At 35.9% G+C, this 15,298-nt stretch carries 19 protein-coding genes; 11 read left to right on the top strand and 8 right to left on the bottom strand.

Annotated features, from left to right (window positions below; genetic code table 11):
* Positions 1-64: 64 nt before the first annotated feature.
* From J2772_RS12505 to J2772_RS12495, 3 genes are all read right to left on the bottom strand, one after another.
* Entirely contained in the window at positions 65-934 is an 870-nt protein-coding gene (locus J2772_RS12505) for a RimK family alpha-L-glutamate ligase (RefSeq protein ID WP_209917106.1), read from the bottom strand.
* A 303-nt stretch (positions 935-1,237) separates the two neighbouring features.
* A complete protein-coding gene (locus tag J2772_RS12500; protein WP_209917104.1) occupies positions 1,238-1,753 on the bottom strand; it encodes a GNAT family N-acetyltransferase in 516 nt (171 codons plus the stop codon).
* A 73-nt stretch (positions 1,754-1,826) separates the two neighbouring features.
* A complete protein-coding gene (locus tag J2772_RS12495) occupies positions 1,827-2,333 on the bottom strand; it encodes a Crp/Fnr family transcriptional regulator (protein ID WP_209917102.1) in 507 nt (168 codons plus the stop codon).
* Positions 2,334-2,675: 342 nt separating this feature from the next.
* Here J2772_RS12495 and J2772_RS12490 point away from each other — a divergent pair, with 342 nt between their 5' ends.
* Genes J2772_RS12490 through J2772_RS12475 form a run of 4 tightly spaced genes read left to right on the top strand, consistent with a single transcriptional unit; the run spans position 2,676 to position 4,576 of the window.
* On the top strand, positions 2,676-3,185 hold the full coding sequence (locus J2772_RS12490; RefSeq protein ID WP_209917100.1) for a hypothetical protein: 510 nt from the start codon (positions 2,676-2,678) through the stop codon (positions 3,183-3,185).
* Positions 3,182-3,529 carry a tRNA-binding protein gene (locus J2772_RS12485; RefSeq protein ID WP_209917098.1) on the top strand — a complete coding sequence of 116 codons (348 nt, stop codon included), beginning with the start codon at positions 3,182-3,184 and terminating at the stop codon, positions 3,527-3,529. Before J2772_RS12490 ends, J2772_RS12485 begins: the two co-directional genes overlap by 4 nt.
* Positions 3,530-3,544: 15 nt before the next feature.
* Complete coding sequence (locus tag J2772_RS12480; RefSeq protein WP_209917097.1) at positions 3,545-4,246, top strand: 3'-5' exonuclease; 702 nt, start codon at positions 3,545-3,547, stop codon at positions 4,244-4,246.
* 3 nt (positions 4,247-4,249) lie between these two features.
* A complete protein-coding gene (locus tag J2772_RS12475) occupies positions 4,250-4,576 on the top strand; it encodes an SUF system Fe-S cluster assembly protein (protein WP_027372057.1) in 327 nt (108 codons plus the stop codon).
* Between the two features lie 196 nt (positions 4,577-4,772).
* Here J2772_RS12475 and J2772_RS12470 read toward each other — a convergent pair whose 3' ends face one another.
* Positions 4,773-5,603, bottom strand: coding sequence for a sulfurtransferase (locus J2772_RS12470; RefSeq protein ID WP_209917095.1), 831 nt, complete (start codon positions 5,601-5,603; stop codon positions 4,773-4,775).
* A gap of 87 nt (positions 5,604-5,690) precedes the next feature.
* Between J2772_RS12470 and J2772_RS12465 the strand changes: the two genes are divergently transcribed.
* Positions 5,691-6,425, top strand: coding sequence for a hypothetical protein (locus J2772_RS12465; protein WP_209917093.1), 735 nt, complete (start codon positions 5,691-5,693; stop codon positions 6,423-6,425).
* A gap of 20 nt (positions 6,426-6,445) precedes the next feature.
* Here the strand turns inward: J2772_RS12465 and J2772_RS12460 are convergent, their stop codons facing one another.
* Entirely contained in the window at positions 6,446-7,294 is an 849-nt protein-coding gene (locus J2772_RS12460; RefSeq protein WP_209917090.1) for a hydroxymethylglutaryl-CoA lyase, read from the bottom strand.
* 189 nt (positions 7,295-7,483) lie between these two features.
* Between J2772_RS12460 and pepT the strand changes: the two genes are divergently transcribed.
* Entirely contained in the window at positions 7,484-8,731 is a 1,248-nt protein-coding gene (gene pepT, locus J2772_RS12455; RefSeq protein ID WP_209917088.1) for a peptidase T, read from the top strand.
* Between the two features lie 4 nt (positions 8,732-8,735).
* A complete protein-coding gene (locus J2772_RS12450) occupies positions 8,736-9,302 on the top strand; it encodes a hypothetical protein (RefSeq protein ID WP_209917087.1) in 567 nt (188 codons plus the stop codon).
* A gap of 154 nt (positions 9,303-9,456) precedes the next feature.
* Here J2772_RS12450 and J2772_RS12445 read toward each other — a convergent pair whose 3' ends face one another.
* Positions 9,457-9,804, bottom strand: a complete 348-nt coding sequence (locus J2772_RS12445) for a hypothetical protein (protein WP_209917085.1) — start codon at positions 9,802-9,804, stop codon at positions 9,457-9,459.
* Positions 9,805-9,965: 161 nt separating this feature from the next.
* On the opposite strand from J2772_RS12445, the gene J2772_RS12440 reads away from it, so the two are divergent.
* The 4 genes from J2772_RS12440 to J2772_RS12425 all read left to right on the top strand — a co-directional run bounded on the left by J2772_RS12440 (position 9,966) and on the right by J2772_RS12425 (position 12,816).
* A complete protein-coding gene (locus J2772_RS12440) occupies positions 9,966-10,199 on the top strand; it encodes a hypothetical protein (RefSeq protein WP_209917083.1) in 234 nt (77 codons plus the stop codon).
* A gap of 162 nt (positions 10,200-10,361) precedes the next feature.
* Positions 10,362-10,958 carry a porin family protein gene (locus J2772_RS12435; protein WP_209917081.1) on the top strand — a complete coding sequence of 199 codons (597 nt, stop codon included), beginning with the start codon at positions 10,362-10,364 and terminating at the stop codon, positions 10,956-10,958.
* 81 nt (positions 10,959-11,039) lie between these two features.
* Complete coding sequence (locus J2772_RS12430; RefSeq protein ID WP_209917079.1) at positions 11,040-12,092, top strand: sensor histidine kinase; 1,053 nt, start codon at positions 11,040-11,042, stop codon at positions 12,090-12,092.
* Positions 12,082-12,816: a LytR/AlgR family response regulator transcription factor gene (locus J2772_RS12425; protein ID WP_209917077.1), complete on the top strand. Its 735-nt coding sequence runs from the start codon at positions 12,082-12,084 to the stop codon at positions 12,814-12,816. Before J2772_RS12430 ends, J2772_RS12425 begins: the two co-directional genes overlap by 11 nt.
* Before the next feature lie 85 nt (positions 12,817-12,901).
* On the opposite strand, the gene J2772_RS12420 is transcribed toward J2772_RS12425, so the two are convergent.
* Entirely contained in the window at positions 12,902-13,810 is a 909-nt protein-coding gene (locus tag J2772_RS12420; RefSeq protein ID WP_209917076.1) for a DUF6268 family outer membrane beta-barrel protein, read from the bottom strand.
* A 255-nt stretch (positions 13,811-14,065) separates the two neighbouring features.
* Entirely contained in the window at positions 14,066-15,274 is a 1,209-nt protein-coding gene (locus tag J2772_RS12415; protein ID WP_209917074.1) for a multidrug effflux MFS transporter, read from the bottom strand.
* Between the last annotated feature and the right edge of the window lie 24 nt (positions 15,275-15,298).

The following is a 15,298-nucleotide window of genomic DNA, read 5'->3' as shown; positions in this document are numbered from 1 at the left end:
TCAAAATGACAAAAGCCAAAATATATGACTTTTGAAACAACCTCTTTTATAAGGCAATAAGCATTTATGAAATCATTTCGGTTAAAGCCTGATAATAGTTTTCTAATAAGGTATTATCTCCGTTCAGGAACAGATATGGTTCTATCAGTTCCAGTTCCATAAGATTGAAGATATTATCAATCAGCACTCCGTCTACTCTTGCATATAGTGTGGGTTGAGGTAAGCTTTTCAGATAAGTACCTGCCTGTTCTATATGAAACGGATCAGGTGTTGGATAGCTGATACTTCCACCATGATAATGCTGCACTCTGAAATCTCCTTCTTTAGGCGTTTTTAGTGAACAATGGCTGTATTTTCCGTTGAAAAACAGGAATGACCATTCTCCATTTTTGATTTCTTCTACAAAAGGCTGCATCAAATAATTCTGATCTTTCAGAAGCTGGTCTATTTCTTTAGCCCGTTCCTCAAAATGATCTCTGCTTATGGTGACTGTATTTTGTGCTCCGGCACTTACACATGGCTTTACCACCAGTTTATCAGCGTTCAAAAGATCAAAGAAACGATTCTCAAAGGAAGATCCTTTTTCAAGATATTCTGATGCAATGACTGGTAGTTGCTTATCTGCAATATCTTTCAGGTAGTGTTTATCCGAATTCCATTTGATAATTTCTACAGGATTTAAAACCTTAACGCCTAATGTTTCAAGATGATCCAGCCAGTTCAGAAATGCCTGCAAATGGTTATGATAATCCCATGGAGACTTGATAACAACCACATTAAAACAGCTCCAGTCTACATTTTTATCGTTCCAAATACTGGGAACAACGTCCAACCCTTTATCTTTTAAAAAGTTGATCAGGTCTGTATCTTCATCATTAGTCACTCCCTGCGAAAATTTCGCTTCTTTTTTATAGCCTACTACTGTGATTTTCATGTTCTGTTTTTTTGAATAATTTCTCATATAAATTTCGGGAGAATGCATGAATAAGCACAGACACAATTATTTCTATTTAATAGACACAGTTAAAAATAATCATTATATGAAAGCATGAAGTCTTATTATCAGCTCGAATTCGTGAAGGAAGATTTTATCAGAATAGTGTTTTAGAGCTATATTATTCGAAATAGAGAAATAAATTATTAGATATACACTTTACAGCACCAGCTAATAGACCCTGTACAAAAGAAATACATTATTCATTCTTATAATCAAAAAATCAGTTTTTATATTTACAGGCTATTGCTCATCCAATCTCCTGATAACGAAATCAGGGCTTGTTAAAACTACCGATGTTTCAATTTGTCGATGAGGTATATTCCAATATTTTCTTAGCAAATATTCTTTTTCCATATGTGATGATTGCTTAAACCCATTGTTTAAATAAAATCTGATTGCCCATGTAGCGTCGGCCCACGTTCCTATTAAGATTGGCTTCTCAGTAAGTAGTGATAAATGTTTTAACAACTTACTCCCAATTCCTTTGTTTCGGGCTATTGTCCTTACATATGCATGACGAATTAAGGTTACATTCAATTTATGCTGAATGCCCATTACTCCAATAATAGTATTATTTTGGAAGTAACACCAAAACTCAACCCCATCAGCAATTTGGTTTTGCAACTCGTCTTCCGTCATATAAGGCTCTTTCCATCGGTCTTCCGGTATAATACCTTTATATGCTGAAGAAGCATCGTTGATAATTTCGTAAATGTCCTTAAAATCTAATTTTTTACTTTTTACTATCATATCCATAAGATTGTAATTTTATTTTTATTGCTAAATTACAATACCTAGTTCAGATGGCTTTTTACATATGTTGAGACGACTATTTTAATTTTAATTGTTTGCGTATTCTGCTAAGTTGAGTAGGTGTAATGCCTAAGTGGGATGCTATGTCCTGTAAAGGTACAAACTTTTCAATATTGGGATAGCTCTGCAATAATTTTTCATATCGTATCTGAGCAGCCTCCATTATAATAGAAACTTCTCTTTCTTCTTTATCTATAATCCAGTTTTTTTCGAGGTAATGCAAATAAAACAATTTAAGATCATCTATTTGGAAAAATATTTTTCTGAATTCTTTATAAGGAAGACTCAGAAGTACACAATCCGTTACAGCTTTGATTGTAAACTTTGATGGCTGGTTCAAAATACAGGAAACGGTTGAGGTAATAAAATCATAATTCACTGCAATATTTTTGTTGTATGTTTTCCCCATATCATTATTGACATATGATATAATATAACCCGAATACAAGAAGCAAAATTGATGTGCCACAAAACCCTGTTGAACGAGCACCTCATTTCTTTTTAAGTTTATGATCGTTGCCATTGTTAAAAGCTTTTCAAATGAGGTCTCCGAAATAGGGTAATAAGAGTTTATTTTTTCTTTAAACTTTTGTATAAGTAATTCTTCCATAGGCATAAAATAGTCAAGTTAAGCATTTGTTGAATGGGTGCCTAAAAGATATTTTATTTTTTGGATAATTTTTTAAATAAATTTCAGAAAAATGCATGAATAAGCACAGACACAGATTTTTTTATTTGGAGGCGTACAATTAAAAGAGAAGAATTTAATCAATACAAAATCTCAGTTTTTTTGACAACGTTCCTCTTCAAAACATACTTTTTAATTCTCAATATTTTAATACATTTGTTATAAAACATACTTCAAATGAATTTTGAGCAGGTTAATCTCCACCTTGAAGCCTATAAAGAACATAATCAGATTCTGGATGCCGCAAAATATCTGATCCATTCTTTTGATCTGGAACATGAAAATTTTGCAGGATTTGGATTCAGGGAAGAGCTTTCTCCTACTTCTATGCTTCTTACCGCAGAAGGGGAATTGGGAGGACCTCAAACCGTAATGATTCCCAAAAATTTATTTGATTTTGATCTGAACCTTGTTCTGAATATGGTGGCCCACGAAATGCTTCATGTAAGGCAAAAAGCTCCGGGACATGTGATAGAAGACAAAAATGAAAGAGAGTTTCAGGCCTACTATGAAATGCTTTTTCATAAAGTTTTCCCACAGATTCCTGACGTTTCCGATTTTCATAAAAAGTTCTTCGGTGGAAAAGCCCTGGAATATTATAAAAGAATGGGCGAAGGTTCAGAATTACAACAAAAATATGCAGAGCAGAAAATAGAAGTAGAACATTTAATTAACACATTACCATGAACGTAAAACCAGACATAACCTGGGCAGATTTTGAAAAAATAGACATCAGATGCGGAACAATTATTTCAGTAAATGATTTTGAAAAGGCAAGAAATCCTTCCTATCAACTGGAAATAGACTTTGGTGAACTGGGAATCAGAAAATCATCCGCACAGATCACTTCACTTTACCAGAAAGAAGAATTGGTAGGAAAACAGATTCTGGCCGTCGTCAACTTTCCTAAAAAACAGATTGCCAATTTCTTCAGTGAATGTCTGGTCTTAGGATTATATGGAGAAGACAAAAATGACGTGACCCTTTTAGCCCCTTCATTACCCACAAAAAACGGGATGCAGGTAGGATAGCAAATAAAAAACACAATGATACAGAACATACCATTAGAAAGAGTCTTATTCCTTGATATTGAAACTGTTCCACAGTCAGGCTCCTGGGACGATTTATCTGAAACTGATCAACATCTTTGGGATAAGAAAACAAGATTTCAGAGAAAAGAGGATGTTTCCGCAGCAGAGTTTTATGACAGAGCCGGAATCATGGCAGAATTCGGAAAGATCATCTGCATCACCATCGGAATGGTGGAAAAGAATGAAACCTTAAAGATTAAAAGTTTCTCCGGACATGATGAGAAAAAGATGCTTCAGGAATTTGGAGAGATTTTCAACAGTCCGAGGCTTTATAATGTGATTCTCTGTGCTCACAACGGAAAAGAATTTGATTTCCCATGGATTGCAAGGCGTTATCTCATCAACGGAATGCAGCCTCCTGCCCCATTCCAGATGTTTGGAAAAAAGCCCTGGGAGATTCCTCATATAGATACTATGGAACTATGGAAATTCGGGGATTATAAAAGTTTTGTATCATTAGAATTATTGGCTCATGTCTTTGGTATTCCTACTCCAAAGGATGATATCGACGGCTCAATGGTTTCATCAATTTACTACATAGAAAAAGACTTGCAGCGAATTGTTGACTATTGTGAAAAAGATGTCTTAACTTTGGCAAATATTTTCCGGCGTATGCGTCAGGAAGATTTGTTGAAAAGGAATATCAATTTAGATTAAAAAATGAAATTTACAGACGATCAAATTGCAGACATTGGTGAAGAAATCATCAGCGTGCTAAAAACCGTATATGACCCCGAAATTCCGGTAGATATTTACGAATTAGGGCTAATTTATGATGTACAGATCTCCGATGATGCTGACGTAAAAATTATAATGACTCTTACCACTCCCAACTGCCCCGTAGCAGAAACACTGCCTCAGGAAGTAAAGGATAAAGTAGCAGAAGTAGAGCATGTAAAAAGTGTTGACCTAGAACTTACCTTTGAGCCGAGCTGGAATAAGGATATGATGAGCGAAGAGGCAAAATTTGAACTTGGAATGCTATAAGTCTTAAGCATTTTCTATACAGATAAAATTAATATTACCCCTATTACTCAGGAGCAATAATACCAGCTTTCTTGGGAATGTATAGTTATTTCATTACTACAACTGAGCAAAAGGTAATATAGAACTGAAAATATAAAAGGATGTCATACTGTGACATCCTTTTTTCTATCATTGAAACCCCAGCCTGAGGCTATTCTTACAATTCTTTCGCTACTTCTTTGCCTTCTCTCCTGCTCCATTCACTCCATGAACCTACATAAAGATTTGGAATTTTAAATCCTGCATGAGCCAATGCTAAGATGGTATGACATGCCGTAACTCCTGACCCACAGTGAATAATGAGGGTTTCAGGTTTATTTTGTAATAATTGGATATATTTTTCTTTTAAAATTTCAGGACTCAGGAACAATCCGTTTTCATCCAGGTTTTCAGAAAAAGGAATATTGATGGCACCAGGAATATGCCCGGCAACCAGATCAATAGGTTCAGATTCTCCTCTGTATCGATAAGCATCTCTTACATCAATGACTGTAGAAGAATTGCTTTTCAATTCATTTTCAACCTCTTCCAGATTTGAAACAGGTAGATCCCAATTTTCTTTTTTAATCAGTGGAGCTTTTTCAAAGACCTCTTCTCCTGATGAAAATTCCATATTATTCTTTTCCGCAGCCTGTATTCCGCCATCAAGAACCTGCACGTTTTCAAATCCAAAAGATCTTAACATCCACCATGCTCTGGCTGCTGCATTTGAACCATTCTTATCGTCATAAACAACAATATGGGAATTTTCAGCAATCCCAAGATTGGAAAGCGTTTCGGTGAATTTTTCCGGGGCTGGAAGCGGGTGTCTTCCGCCAAAGGCGGCATTTTCTCCTATTTCAGCAAGATCTTTATCCAGATCAATGAACCTTGCCCCTTTAATATGTTTTTCTAAGTAGTTTTGCTTTGCATCTTTTCCAGTTCTGGCATCTAAAACAATCGTATTCTGGAAAACATCAATATTCTTCGTAATCGGATGGGTTTTCATAATAGGTAATTAAGTTATGATTCAGGTTAAAAATTGTTTCCCTGAGAATTATTTTTGTATAAATTTAAGTAATTAAAAAATACAAATATGAATTCTAATCCGGAACTCCCTAAAAAATCAAATAAAAAATGGATCATATTATCTGCGGTAGCAGTACTTCTCTTGATAGCTTTCTCATTTTTATATAACTGGCAGCGTTATTTTACTCCGGAAGATGCTCCACAAACAGATTACGCCAGCCCAGCCATCATTATTGAGAATTTTGATTATCTGGAAACCATCACGTTTAAAATACATGAATATAATGAAATTCCTGAGGAATACAGAAGAGGAATCGTTCAGGCATTCATCAACAATAAATTTTACGATTCCGAAGACCGCTCTGAGAGATTCCATCTAACAAATATTAAAGACAGGGCACCCAAAGTATTTGCCTTTGGTAATTTTACCGGGAAAAGTGAAACAGGCAAGGCAGATCTTGCCTTTTTAGTGGAAAATGAAGACTCTAGCAGCAGTATTTTATTCATCATTTCCAGCAATGGAGACGTCCTGTACAAAAAAAGATATGATGGGGAACTTCCGGTTATCAATTCGTTTAAAAAAGAAAGCAAGATCTTCATGGATACTGAGCAACTGCAACCAGCTCCTGAAGATGGGCTTATCATCAAATTTAAATATCGTAAAAGTGTTATTCTGTACATTTCAAAAACCACAAATTTTGAAGAGTTCCATCAATATACAACAGAAGAGCTGGATGATATGAAAAATCCCCGTTATGAAGACGAAGAATCACCATCCAGTCCGGACAGTGATTCTATATAATTTAAATGATTTTCTTGGTCTTAAAAATGAAAAATATCCTTAGCCTTATTGTAAGAACTTTCAAAATTTAAAAGATTCAGCTTATGCTCTGCTTTTTCAACACTCATGAAGTTGATGACCTGTTCTGTAGGCATATTTCCTACCAGATCATCTTTAGCCATAGGGCATCCACCAATTCCTTTGATAGCGCTATCAAATCTTCTGCATCCTTTGTCATAAGCTGCTTTCAGTTTTGAATAAGATTCTTCATAACGATTATGAAAGTGTCCCCCGAAATTAATTTCAGGATATTTTGAAGGAATTTTTTCAAATAGAAGTGTAATGGTTTCGGGTGTTGCCACTCCGGTTGTATCAGAAAGTAGGATGTCTTTCACCCCGATATCCGAAAATCTTTGGGCCCACTGGTCTACATCTTCCCACTTCCACATTTCTCCATATGGATTTCCAAAGGCCATAGAGAAATAAATATTCAGTTGCTTTCCTTCACCTTTTACCAATTCCAGCATTTTAATGATCTCATCAAAAGCCTCTTCCTGACTCTTATTAGTATTTCTATGCTGAAATGTTTCAGAAATAGAGAAAGGGAATCCCAGAATATCCACAGACTGATGTCTTAATGCTTTTTCAGCACCCCTATAGTTTCCAATAATAGCGGAAACCTTGGTCTTGGAACGGGACTTATCAATATTCTCAGCCACCTCATCAGAGTCAGCCATCTGGGGAATTGCTTTTGGAGAAACAAAGCTCAGGCAATCCAACACATCGAACCCAACATCCATTAAGGAGTTGATATAATCTATCTTTTTATCAGTAGGGATAAACTCTCCCCATCCCTGCATTGCATCTCTAGGACATTCGGTAAGAAACATTTTTACTTTTTGATTTTCTCAAATATAATAAAACTAAACTACTTAGTATACTCTACATACAAATCTAACATTATTTTGATTTTCAAAGTTTTATATCTGATTTATAATTTCAATCACTGATATTCACCTGCAAATAATGTATTCTGAGCATCAAATTTGCTAACTTTGTTAAAATTTATGATAAATCTGATGAGTACAATAGAATTCAATCCTTTATGGAAAGAGAAATTACTGAACCGTTTTCTTAGTTATGTAAAAATATATTCAACGAGTGATGCAGAAAGTGAAGCTACTCCTTCTACTGAGCGCCAGTGGGATATTGCTAATTACATTACCGAAGAACTGAAAACAATCGGTTTAGAAAATGTTTCAATTGATGAGCACGGTTATATTATGGGCTATGTTCCTTCTAACCTTGAAAATGATGACAGACCAACCATCGGATTCATTTCACATTATGATACATCACCTGACTTCAGCGGAGAAAATGTAAAACCTCAGGTTTGGGAAAATTATGACGGAAATGACCTTCTATTAAACCAGACTACGGGATTCACTTTATCTCCTTCAAGATTTGAAAGTTTAAAAAAATATATCGGTCAGACCCTAATTACTACGGACGGAACTACCCTTCTTGGAGCTGATGATAAAGCAGGTTGCGCAGAAATTGTAACGGCTGCTGAATATCTTATCGCTCACCCTGAAATTAAGCACGGAAGAATTGCTGTAGGATTTACCCCTGATGAAGAAATCGGAAGAGGTGCACACAAGTTTGATGTTGCTAAGTTTGGTGCTGAATGGGCTTATACAATGGATGGTGGCGAAGTTGGAGAACTTGAATACGAGAACTTTAACGCTGCTGGTGCTGTTGTCAAAATCCATGGATTAAGTGTACACCCGGGATATGCTTATGGTAAAATGATTAACGCTGCTTTATTGGCTGCTGAGTTCGCTCAAATCTTACCGGCTAATGAAACTCCTGCAACCACTAAGGGTTTTGAAGGATTCTATCATTTAATGGACATTACAGCTGATATTTCTGAAGCAAAACTTCAATACATCATCCGTGACCACGATGCTGATAAATTTGAAGCAAGAAAAAAATTCATGGAAGAAAAAGTGGCTGAATTCAACCAAAAACATGGTGAAGGAACTGCTGAAGTAGAGATTAAAGAACAATACAGAAACATGAAGCAGCAGTTTGAAGGCAAAATGCACATCGTAGATCTTGCTGCAAAAGCAATGACTGAAGCAGGAATTGAACCTAAGATCAAAGCGATCAGAGGGGGTACAGATGGTGCTCAGCTTTCTTATATGGGCCTTCCTTGTCCTAATATCTTCGCAGGAGGAATCAACTTCCACGGGCCATACGAATATGTAGCGCTGGAAAGCATGGAGAAAGCTACAGAAGTGATTATTAATATTGTAAAAGCTTAATAAGATGAAAAGACTCTTAGCATTAGCCTTCATAGTATCATTTGCTTTCGGAAGTGCTCAGGTATCTGCATTTCAGAAGGCTGATTCCAAATATGAAAGAAAGAAAACGGCATTGTACAACAAATACCCTAAGCCTAACGATCTGCGAACTAAGCTAGAGTGGCTTCTTACGGAAGACAAAATAACATCTTATAAAAATGCGCTTGAGAAAATTTCTGAAGACGATAAGAAAATATTAGTCAATGATCCGCCTGTAAAAACTAAATTGACGAAAGAAGCGGAATATGAAGCTGGAAAAACAGCTTTTCAAAAGTCATTGTATGATGCCGTTGATCTTGTTTTCTTAAACTATGCTTCGGATTCTTATAAAGCAACATTAAACTTTGTAGTAGACTCTAAAGGGAATGCTCTTAATGCTCAGGCCAAAGGAAATAATGAAGATGTAAATTCATTTATTGAAGCTGCCTTTTATCGTATCAGAGAAAAAGGAAAGTGGAAACCTGCAGAAACTAATGGGAAACCGGTCTCATCTACAGTTTCCCTCCCCTTAGCATTAAGTTTTAAAAAATAATACAAACAACCCGCTATAATGGCGGGTTTTCTTTTTCTCATTTCCTGAATTGCAAAGATGAATCAAGAAACAAAACACAAACAATACTGAAAATTAACTCTTGAACATGATCTTATGAAAAATAAACTCACTGTGAAAAAAGTAGACTTATCTTTCAATCAGAAATCATATCCATAGATTTATAATATTGATATTGAGCACTTTTATCTTTTTTAAATACTCTTATCTCTCTCGAATTTTTATCCTTACTTAATGAATCACCTACTAATGATGTTTCTCTATCCCATCCATCATAGAAAGCTAAATAGATAATACTTTCATTAGACAAATATAAATCATAAAATCCTCTGGAACCTTGCTTCTGTTTAGTGACAATTCCATTATATGTGCTCTCATATTCCTTATTAAAACTATATTTCTGAAAGACTTTTAATCCTAGATAACCTGAAATAACCAATGCTATTACAATAAAAGTACTTAGGAAATTTTTCTTTTCTTTCATATTGCTGTTTTTAAGGTTTAAAGTTATTATTTTTTCTCTTTTTACATAGAAATCTTTTACATACAACTCATTTACAATTATTTAAGACTATTTTATTATATTTACAAAGCATGCACAATCCTAAACGATAACATTTAATACCAGACTAAACTATGAAACAAATGAAAAAACTTTTGAGAAAGGATCTTTCAACGATTCTTGGAAACGGAACAGACAACTGTCATATGGGAGGAGATTCTTATAATTGCCAGAATGACTGCCAGTGTGCCTGGGGGAAAGCTTGTGAAATGTATGAAGACGGAAGTCCGGGACAATGCATTGCTGTTGGCGGTGGCGGCGGTGGCACTGGCGGCGGATGTATTCCTCCGAACGACTGTACAGAACAGCCTTATTAAACTTAAATCGAAAAACAATTTATCGGAAGCCATAATGGCTTCCGTTTTTTTTTCATCCAAAACCGTATTCTCGTCAAAGCATCTCTGCCACTCATCAAATAAAATTCCCATCGTCCTTCAGGATTCTTTGCTTTGCATCAAATTTATAACAGTAATCAACTTATGAAACAACAATTTTTAGCATTCTGCTCATTATTACTATGCATGACATGCTCTATGGAAACACAGGCTCAGCAGACAACAGCTATCCACTTTGGAATCAAAGGCGGAACAAATTTTACAAAAACCTCAACGGAATCTTCTTCCTTGGAAGGGAAATACGGCTTCGGCTATCAGGCAGGGGTAATGGCAAGACTGGATATTGGAAGCCTGTATGTACAAGGAGAAACACTATTCAACAAAAGAAAAACATCCTACGAAGCAAATGGCGGGAATTCTGCAAAACTAACATGGAATGCAATTGATATTCCTGTAGTGATAGGATACAAATTCATTAAAACCGATGATTTCAATGTAAGAGCATTTGCTGGTGGCGTGTACAGCTATGCTTTTAACAACAAGTTATCAATTCCCGAATCACTACAGGAAGGTTTTAATAAGTTTGATAAGTCCAATATCGGAGTTACTGGAGGAATAGGATTAGATTATAAAAACTTCACGATAGATCTTAGGTATGAACACGGGCTTTCCAACATCAGTAAGGAGTTTAAATCGAAACCTCACAGCTTTAGTCTTGGAATCGGTTATTTCTTATTCTAAAAACTTGAATTATCTTTGACTGATTAGAAACTGTGAATCTGCAGTTTCTAATTTTTTATAAACTCTCTTCAGACTTCTCCTATGACTAAACCCTTTGTTTTCAAAGAATACATATTCTCTCTCATCTTCTGGTGTGTTTTTGCTGTTGCCATATGGATTAATTTTCAGGCAAATACAGATCGGTTTATTGCTCTGCTTCAGACCATAGCCATTGTAATAAGTTCTGTTATTTTTACGTATCACCTGACCCATAATCTTCTTCCCAAGGCTTTAAGGACAAAAAGAATGAAGACCTTCCTGATACAGGCCACAGTGAACGTTTTAATTCTGAGTATTATTTATTCTTTTATTTTCACCTATCTTCAGGTGGCTCCTAAAGTTGACTTACCTACCAATGTCTACGATCATTTACCCATTTTATGGCAGGGGTTTTATATGGCTCTTCCTGCTGCTTTTATGATAAGCGGAGCTGCCTGTGGTATTAAGTTCTATCTTGAACATAAAAGAATAGAACGGGATCATATCCTCCTTCAGCAAGCCCATCTGGAAAACCAGCTCAAACTGCTTCAGGACCAGATTAATCCACATGTAGTATTTAATATTCTGAATCACATTCATATTCTCATGAAAACAGATACAGAACTTGCTGATTTTTTATTAATGAAATTTTCAGATATTTTACGATACCAGCTCTATCATTGCAATCAAAACCTTGTTCCTCTTGACAAAGAGATTGAATATCTCCAAAATCTGGTTGAGGTAGAAAAACTAAGATGGGGAAATGAGCTTAATGTAGATGCAACTCTCAAAATCAATAACACAAAGGCTTCCATTGCTCCTCTGTTACTCGTTCCTTTTATTGAAAATGCCTTCAAATATGTCTGTAGGCTTCCGGGGCAAACTGGTTACGTGAAAATCTTTTGTAAGGAAGAAAATAATAACCTTTTCTTTTATGTTGAAAATTCATACTCGGAAATGGCTGTTCATAAAAAGAAAGACGGAGGTATTGGGCTGCAAAACGTACAGAAACGTCTGAAATTGCAGTATCCCAATGCTTATGATCTTAAAATTGAGTCTGATAATCTTGTTTATAAAGTAACTTTAACCTTAAAACTATCTGAAAATGATCAATAATATTCCCAAAATGAAATGTCTGATCGTAGATGATGAACCTCTGGCAAGATTCCACCTTAAGGAATTGGCAGACCAGATTGATTTTTTATCTGTGGAAGGAACCTGCGCTACAGCTCTGGAAGCAGATGCTAAAGTAAAGGAAAGCGAAATAGATCTTCTTTTCCTGGATATTAACATGCCCTATCTGAATGGTATTGATTTTCTGGAACAGCTTGAAAATCCACCTTTATGCATCTTTACAACAGCCTATTCTGAATATGCACTGGAAGGATTCCGTCTTCAGGTGGTGGATTATCTTTTAAAACCTATTGCCTTTAACCGTTTTTATCAGGCGGTAAATAAAGCGCAGCAACAGTTTATCATCAATGAAAAATTAAAGAAAAACACCCCTTTGGATGATCCTTTTCTGTATGTAAGACAATCCGATTCCTTCATCAAAGTTTCCTGGGTGGATATTTTATATATTGAAAGTATGCAGAACTATACCAAGCTGCATTTTAAGGATAAATCGCTGGTTATTCATCAGACTATGAAAGCGATTGAAGAATCGTTGCCTTCCGAGCATTTTTTCAGGATTCATAAATCATTCTTAATTAATATCATCCATATTGATATGATCTCTGGCGGAAGACTGTTTATCAATAAAACCGAGCTTCCTATTTCCCGTACCCGAAAAGAGGAATTGCTTAATCAGGTAGTTTATAAGAAGTTAATTAGTAAATAAAAGAAAGAAGCCGGAAGGTGTTGGGGGAATTATTCAAGTTAAAAAATAGATCAAATAAATATATTCCGGCTTCTTTTCTCATATTTTAGGGTAGATTCCAGCGTAAGGATACAGCGGCATAGAATGTACTGGAAAACTTAGGATCTGCAATTTTTTTCTCTTTAAAAATGCTTTTAATCTTTCGCTCACTTTCTGTGAAACTTCTCACCAGGGTTGATCCTCCTGTGATCCCTAAGCTCAGCTTATCACTGATCTTTATTTCCGGCTTAAGGCCCGCTGTGATCTGCTGATAACCAAACATAATAGATTTCCCATCCTTGTTTCTTTCTACGGTCATTCCACTAAGGTTAACCACAGCTTTTAAAGTAAAAGTATCTGAAAACTGATATCCGGCTTCAGCACCTTCTGGGAAATTAATTCTGAACTTAACCTTTCCTTTGGTTTTCCAATCGAAATAGATCCATGGCAGAACCATTGGAGTCCCAAATGCTGTCGTAAGCACCGGCCCGACCCCCAAAGCGAGATTAGGGTTAAAATGTCTGATAAATACAACCCCTCCTTGTCCCAGAACATCATCAAAACTTACCTTTTCCATGTCAGTATATACTCCAACTGAAGCCATCATCATCATACTCCATTTCTTCCCTAAAGGTCTTACATGCTGCAATCCAACCTGAGCATTCAGCATCTGATCCGGAAATAACGGAGTTTCATAATTTTTGTGTGACATTTTTGCATAGGAGCCGCTCAGTAGCATAGACCATGCTTTTACCTTACCTTCTTTATCTTTTTTTACAGATAATGGAATACTCAGCGTAAGGTCTACTCTTTTAAAATCACTTTTGGAATTGGTTTTTGTACTGTCTTCCGGACGGATATAATTAGAGGCCGGAATATACTCTGTTTTAAGTTCAGCAGAGATTCCCGTTTGGGCGTTTACCCAATATCCTAACGGCAGCAGACAGCAAAAAGCCGTCAAAAGGTTTCTTTTCATATTCTAAATTTTATGCAAAGAGAACCTTTTGATTATTTTTTACAAAAATTACTTGATTAAGTGTCCGAATGGTATGACCAATAGAAACAATGGAAGGATAAAGTAGATGGAAGATGGAGGCTGGGAGATGGAAGTTACTATTAGACTGTTTTAATAACTTATAGTTTAGATAATACTTAGGTTAACAATTTTAAGCATTATTTGTTCCTCAACTTTTAAGAACTTCCCTTCTCCAGTTTCTGGCTTCCTTACAATTTACACAACAGATTCCTGCAGTACAGGTTTTCTGCACTTAAAGATCTGATATCCAAACCATACAGCCACCAAAGCCATTCCGGAACGGGTCACCACCATAGGCATAATGGAATCTGCTTCTAAGAAACCTAGTAATCCTGATATTAAAAAGGTTACCATCAACTGCATGAATCCCAATAGTGCTGCAGCTGTACCTCTTCCTTCTTTAAAAGGAGATAAAGCATGAGCCGAGGTAATAGGAAACAGAATTCCGATGGCCAGCAATGATAAATACAGCATGGCTATTTCTAATACCATAGAAAGGTTTCCCGCGGCTATAAAAACATGAAGGGTACATACTATTAACAGCATTAAAGTTGCAGCAAATAAAAGAGCTGAATTGCTTATTCTCCTGATTAGTCTCGGCGTAATATAAGCTGCTGTAATTAAAGCTAATGAATTGAATGCAAATATAAAACTGAAAGTCTCACTGGAAAACCCATGAATTTCCATAAATAAGAACGGAGCATTTGAAATGTAGATAATCAAAGAGGCAAATGCAATACTTCCAACCATTGTACTGTTGATGAATTCCTTGTTGGAAATAATCATTTTCAGTTGATCCTTTAATCCTTTTTCATCCATTGGTACAGTATCGGGCTGACTGATTCTCGTATTGGTTTCCGGAACGTATTTGTATACCATGAAGAATGTAATCAGTCCCATAATACACAGAAAAGCAAATGAACTGTTCCAACCCCAATATTTCAGAAATATGCTTCCCATCAAAGGCGCTACAATAGGCGCAATACCACTGATCTGTGATTGCTGTGCGAAAATGGTTACGGATTTCTGCTTATCATAAAGATCAATAATAATGGCTCTTCCTATTACAATCCCTGCACTTCCTCCAAATGCCTGTAAGAAACGCATCGCCCATAAAACATGAATATCTGAGGTAAAATAGATAGCCGTTGCTCCTATGATAAAAAGGAGAAGACCGCAATACAGCATAGGTTTACGACCTGTCTTGTCTGATAAAGGTCCCCATAATAATTGTCCGAAAGCAAATCCGGCAAAGAAAACTGAGATAGAGATCTGGATGTGCCCGATATCGGTTTTAAAAATTTCAGCCATGCTCGGAAAAGCAGGAAGATAAAGATCTATACTTAGAGATTCCAACGTGTTGAGTAGCGCTAAAATAAACACTACAATACTTAACTTCTTCATAAATTGTAAGCCTTCACAGGCGAT

This window comes from Chryseobacterium jejuense (genome assembly GCF_017877355.1).
Lineage (GTDB): Bacteria > Bacteroidota > Bacteroidia > Flavobacteriales > Weeksellaceae > Chryseobacterium > Chryseobacterium jejuense_A.
Note: the sequence above shows the minus strand (reverse complement) of the source record. Positions and strands in the feature narration are given on the sequence as shown.

What these genes read in the sequence shown, in the direction of transcription:
- J2772_RS12505 (WP_209917106.1), bottom strand. Translation starts at nt 934, where the DNA reads ATGAAAATCACAGTAGTAGGCTATAAAAAAGAAGCGAAATTTTCGCAG.
- J2772_RS12500 (WP_209917104.1), bottom strand. Translation starts at nt 1,753, where the DNA reads ATGGATATGATAGTAAAAAGTAAAAAATTAGATTTTAAGGACATTTAC.
- J2772_RS12495 (WP_209917102.1), bottom strand. Translation starts at nt 2,333, where the DNA reads ATGGCAACGATCATAAACTTAAAAAGAAATGAGGTGCTCGTTCAACAG.
- J2772_RS12490 (WP_209917100.1), top strand. Translation starts at nt 2,676, where the DNA reads ATGAATTTTGAGCAGGTTAATCTCCACCTTGAAGCCTATAAAGAACAT.
- J2772_RS12485 (WP_209917098.1), top strand. Translation starts at nt 3,182, where the DNA reads ATGAACGTAAAACCAGACATAACCTGGGCAGATTTTGAAAAAATAGAC.
- J2772_RS12480 (WP_209917097.1), top strand. Translation starts at nt 3,545, where the DNA reads ATGATACAGAACATACCATTAGAAAGAGTCTTATTCCTTGATATTGAA.
- J2772_RS12475 (WP_027372057.1), top strand. Translation starts at nt 4,250, where the DNA reads ATGAAATTTACAGACGATCAAATTGCAGACATTGGTGAAGAAATCATC.
- J2772_RS12470 (WP_209917095.1), bottom strand. Translation starts at nt 5,603, where the DNA reads ATGAAAACCCATCCGATTACGAAGAATATTGATGTTTTCCAGAATACG.
- J2772_RS12465 (WP_209917093.1), top strand. Translation starts at nt 5,691, where the DNA reads ATGAATTCTAATCCGGAACTCCCTAAAAAATCAAATAAAAAATGGATC.
- J2772_RS12460 (WP_209917090.1), bottom strand. Translation starts at nt 7,294, where the DNA reads ATGTTTCTTACCGAATGTCCTAGAGATGCAATGCAGGGATGGGGAGAG.
- pepT (WP_209917088.1), top strand. Translation starts at nt 7,484, where the DNA reads ATGAGTACAATAGAATTCAATCCTTTATGGAAAGAGAAATTACTGAAC.
- J2772_RS12450 (WP_209917087.1), top strand. Translation starts at nt 8,736, where the DNA reads ATGAAAAGACTCTTAGCATTAGCCTTCATAGTATCATTTGCTTTCGGA.
- J2772_RS12445 (WP_209917085.1), bottom strand. Translation starts at nt 9,804, where the DNA reads ATGAAAGAAAAGAAAAATTTCCTAAGTACTTTTATTGTAATAGCATTG.
- J2772_RS12440 (WP_209917083.1), top strand. Translation starts at nt 9,966, where the DNA reads ATGAAAAAACTTTTGAGAAAGGATCTTTCAACGATTCTTGGAAACGGA.
- J2772_RS12435 (WP_209917081.1), top strand. Translation starts at nt 10,362, where the DNA reads ATGAAACAACAATTTTTAGCATTCTGCTCATTATTACTATGCATGACA.
- J2772_RS12430 (WP_209917079.1), top strand. Translation starts at nt 11,040, where the DNA reads ATGACTAAACCCTTTGTTTTCAAAGAATACATATTCTCTCTCATCTTC.
- J2772_RS12425 (WP_209917077.1), top strand. Translation starts at nt 12,082, where the DNA reads ATGATCAATAATATTCCCAAAATGAAATGTCTGATCGTAGATGATGAA.
- J2772_RS12420 (WP_209917076.1), bottom strand. Translation starts at nt 13,810, where the DNA reads ATGAAAAGAAACCTTTTGACGGCTTTTTGCTGTCTGCTGCCGTTAGGA.
- J2772_RS12415 (WP_209917074.1), bottom strand. Translation starts at nt 15,274, where the DNA reads ATGAAGAAGTTAAGTATTGTAGTGTTTATTTTAGCGCTACTCAACACG.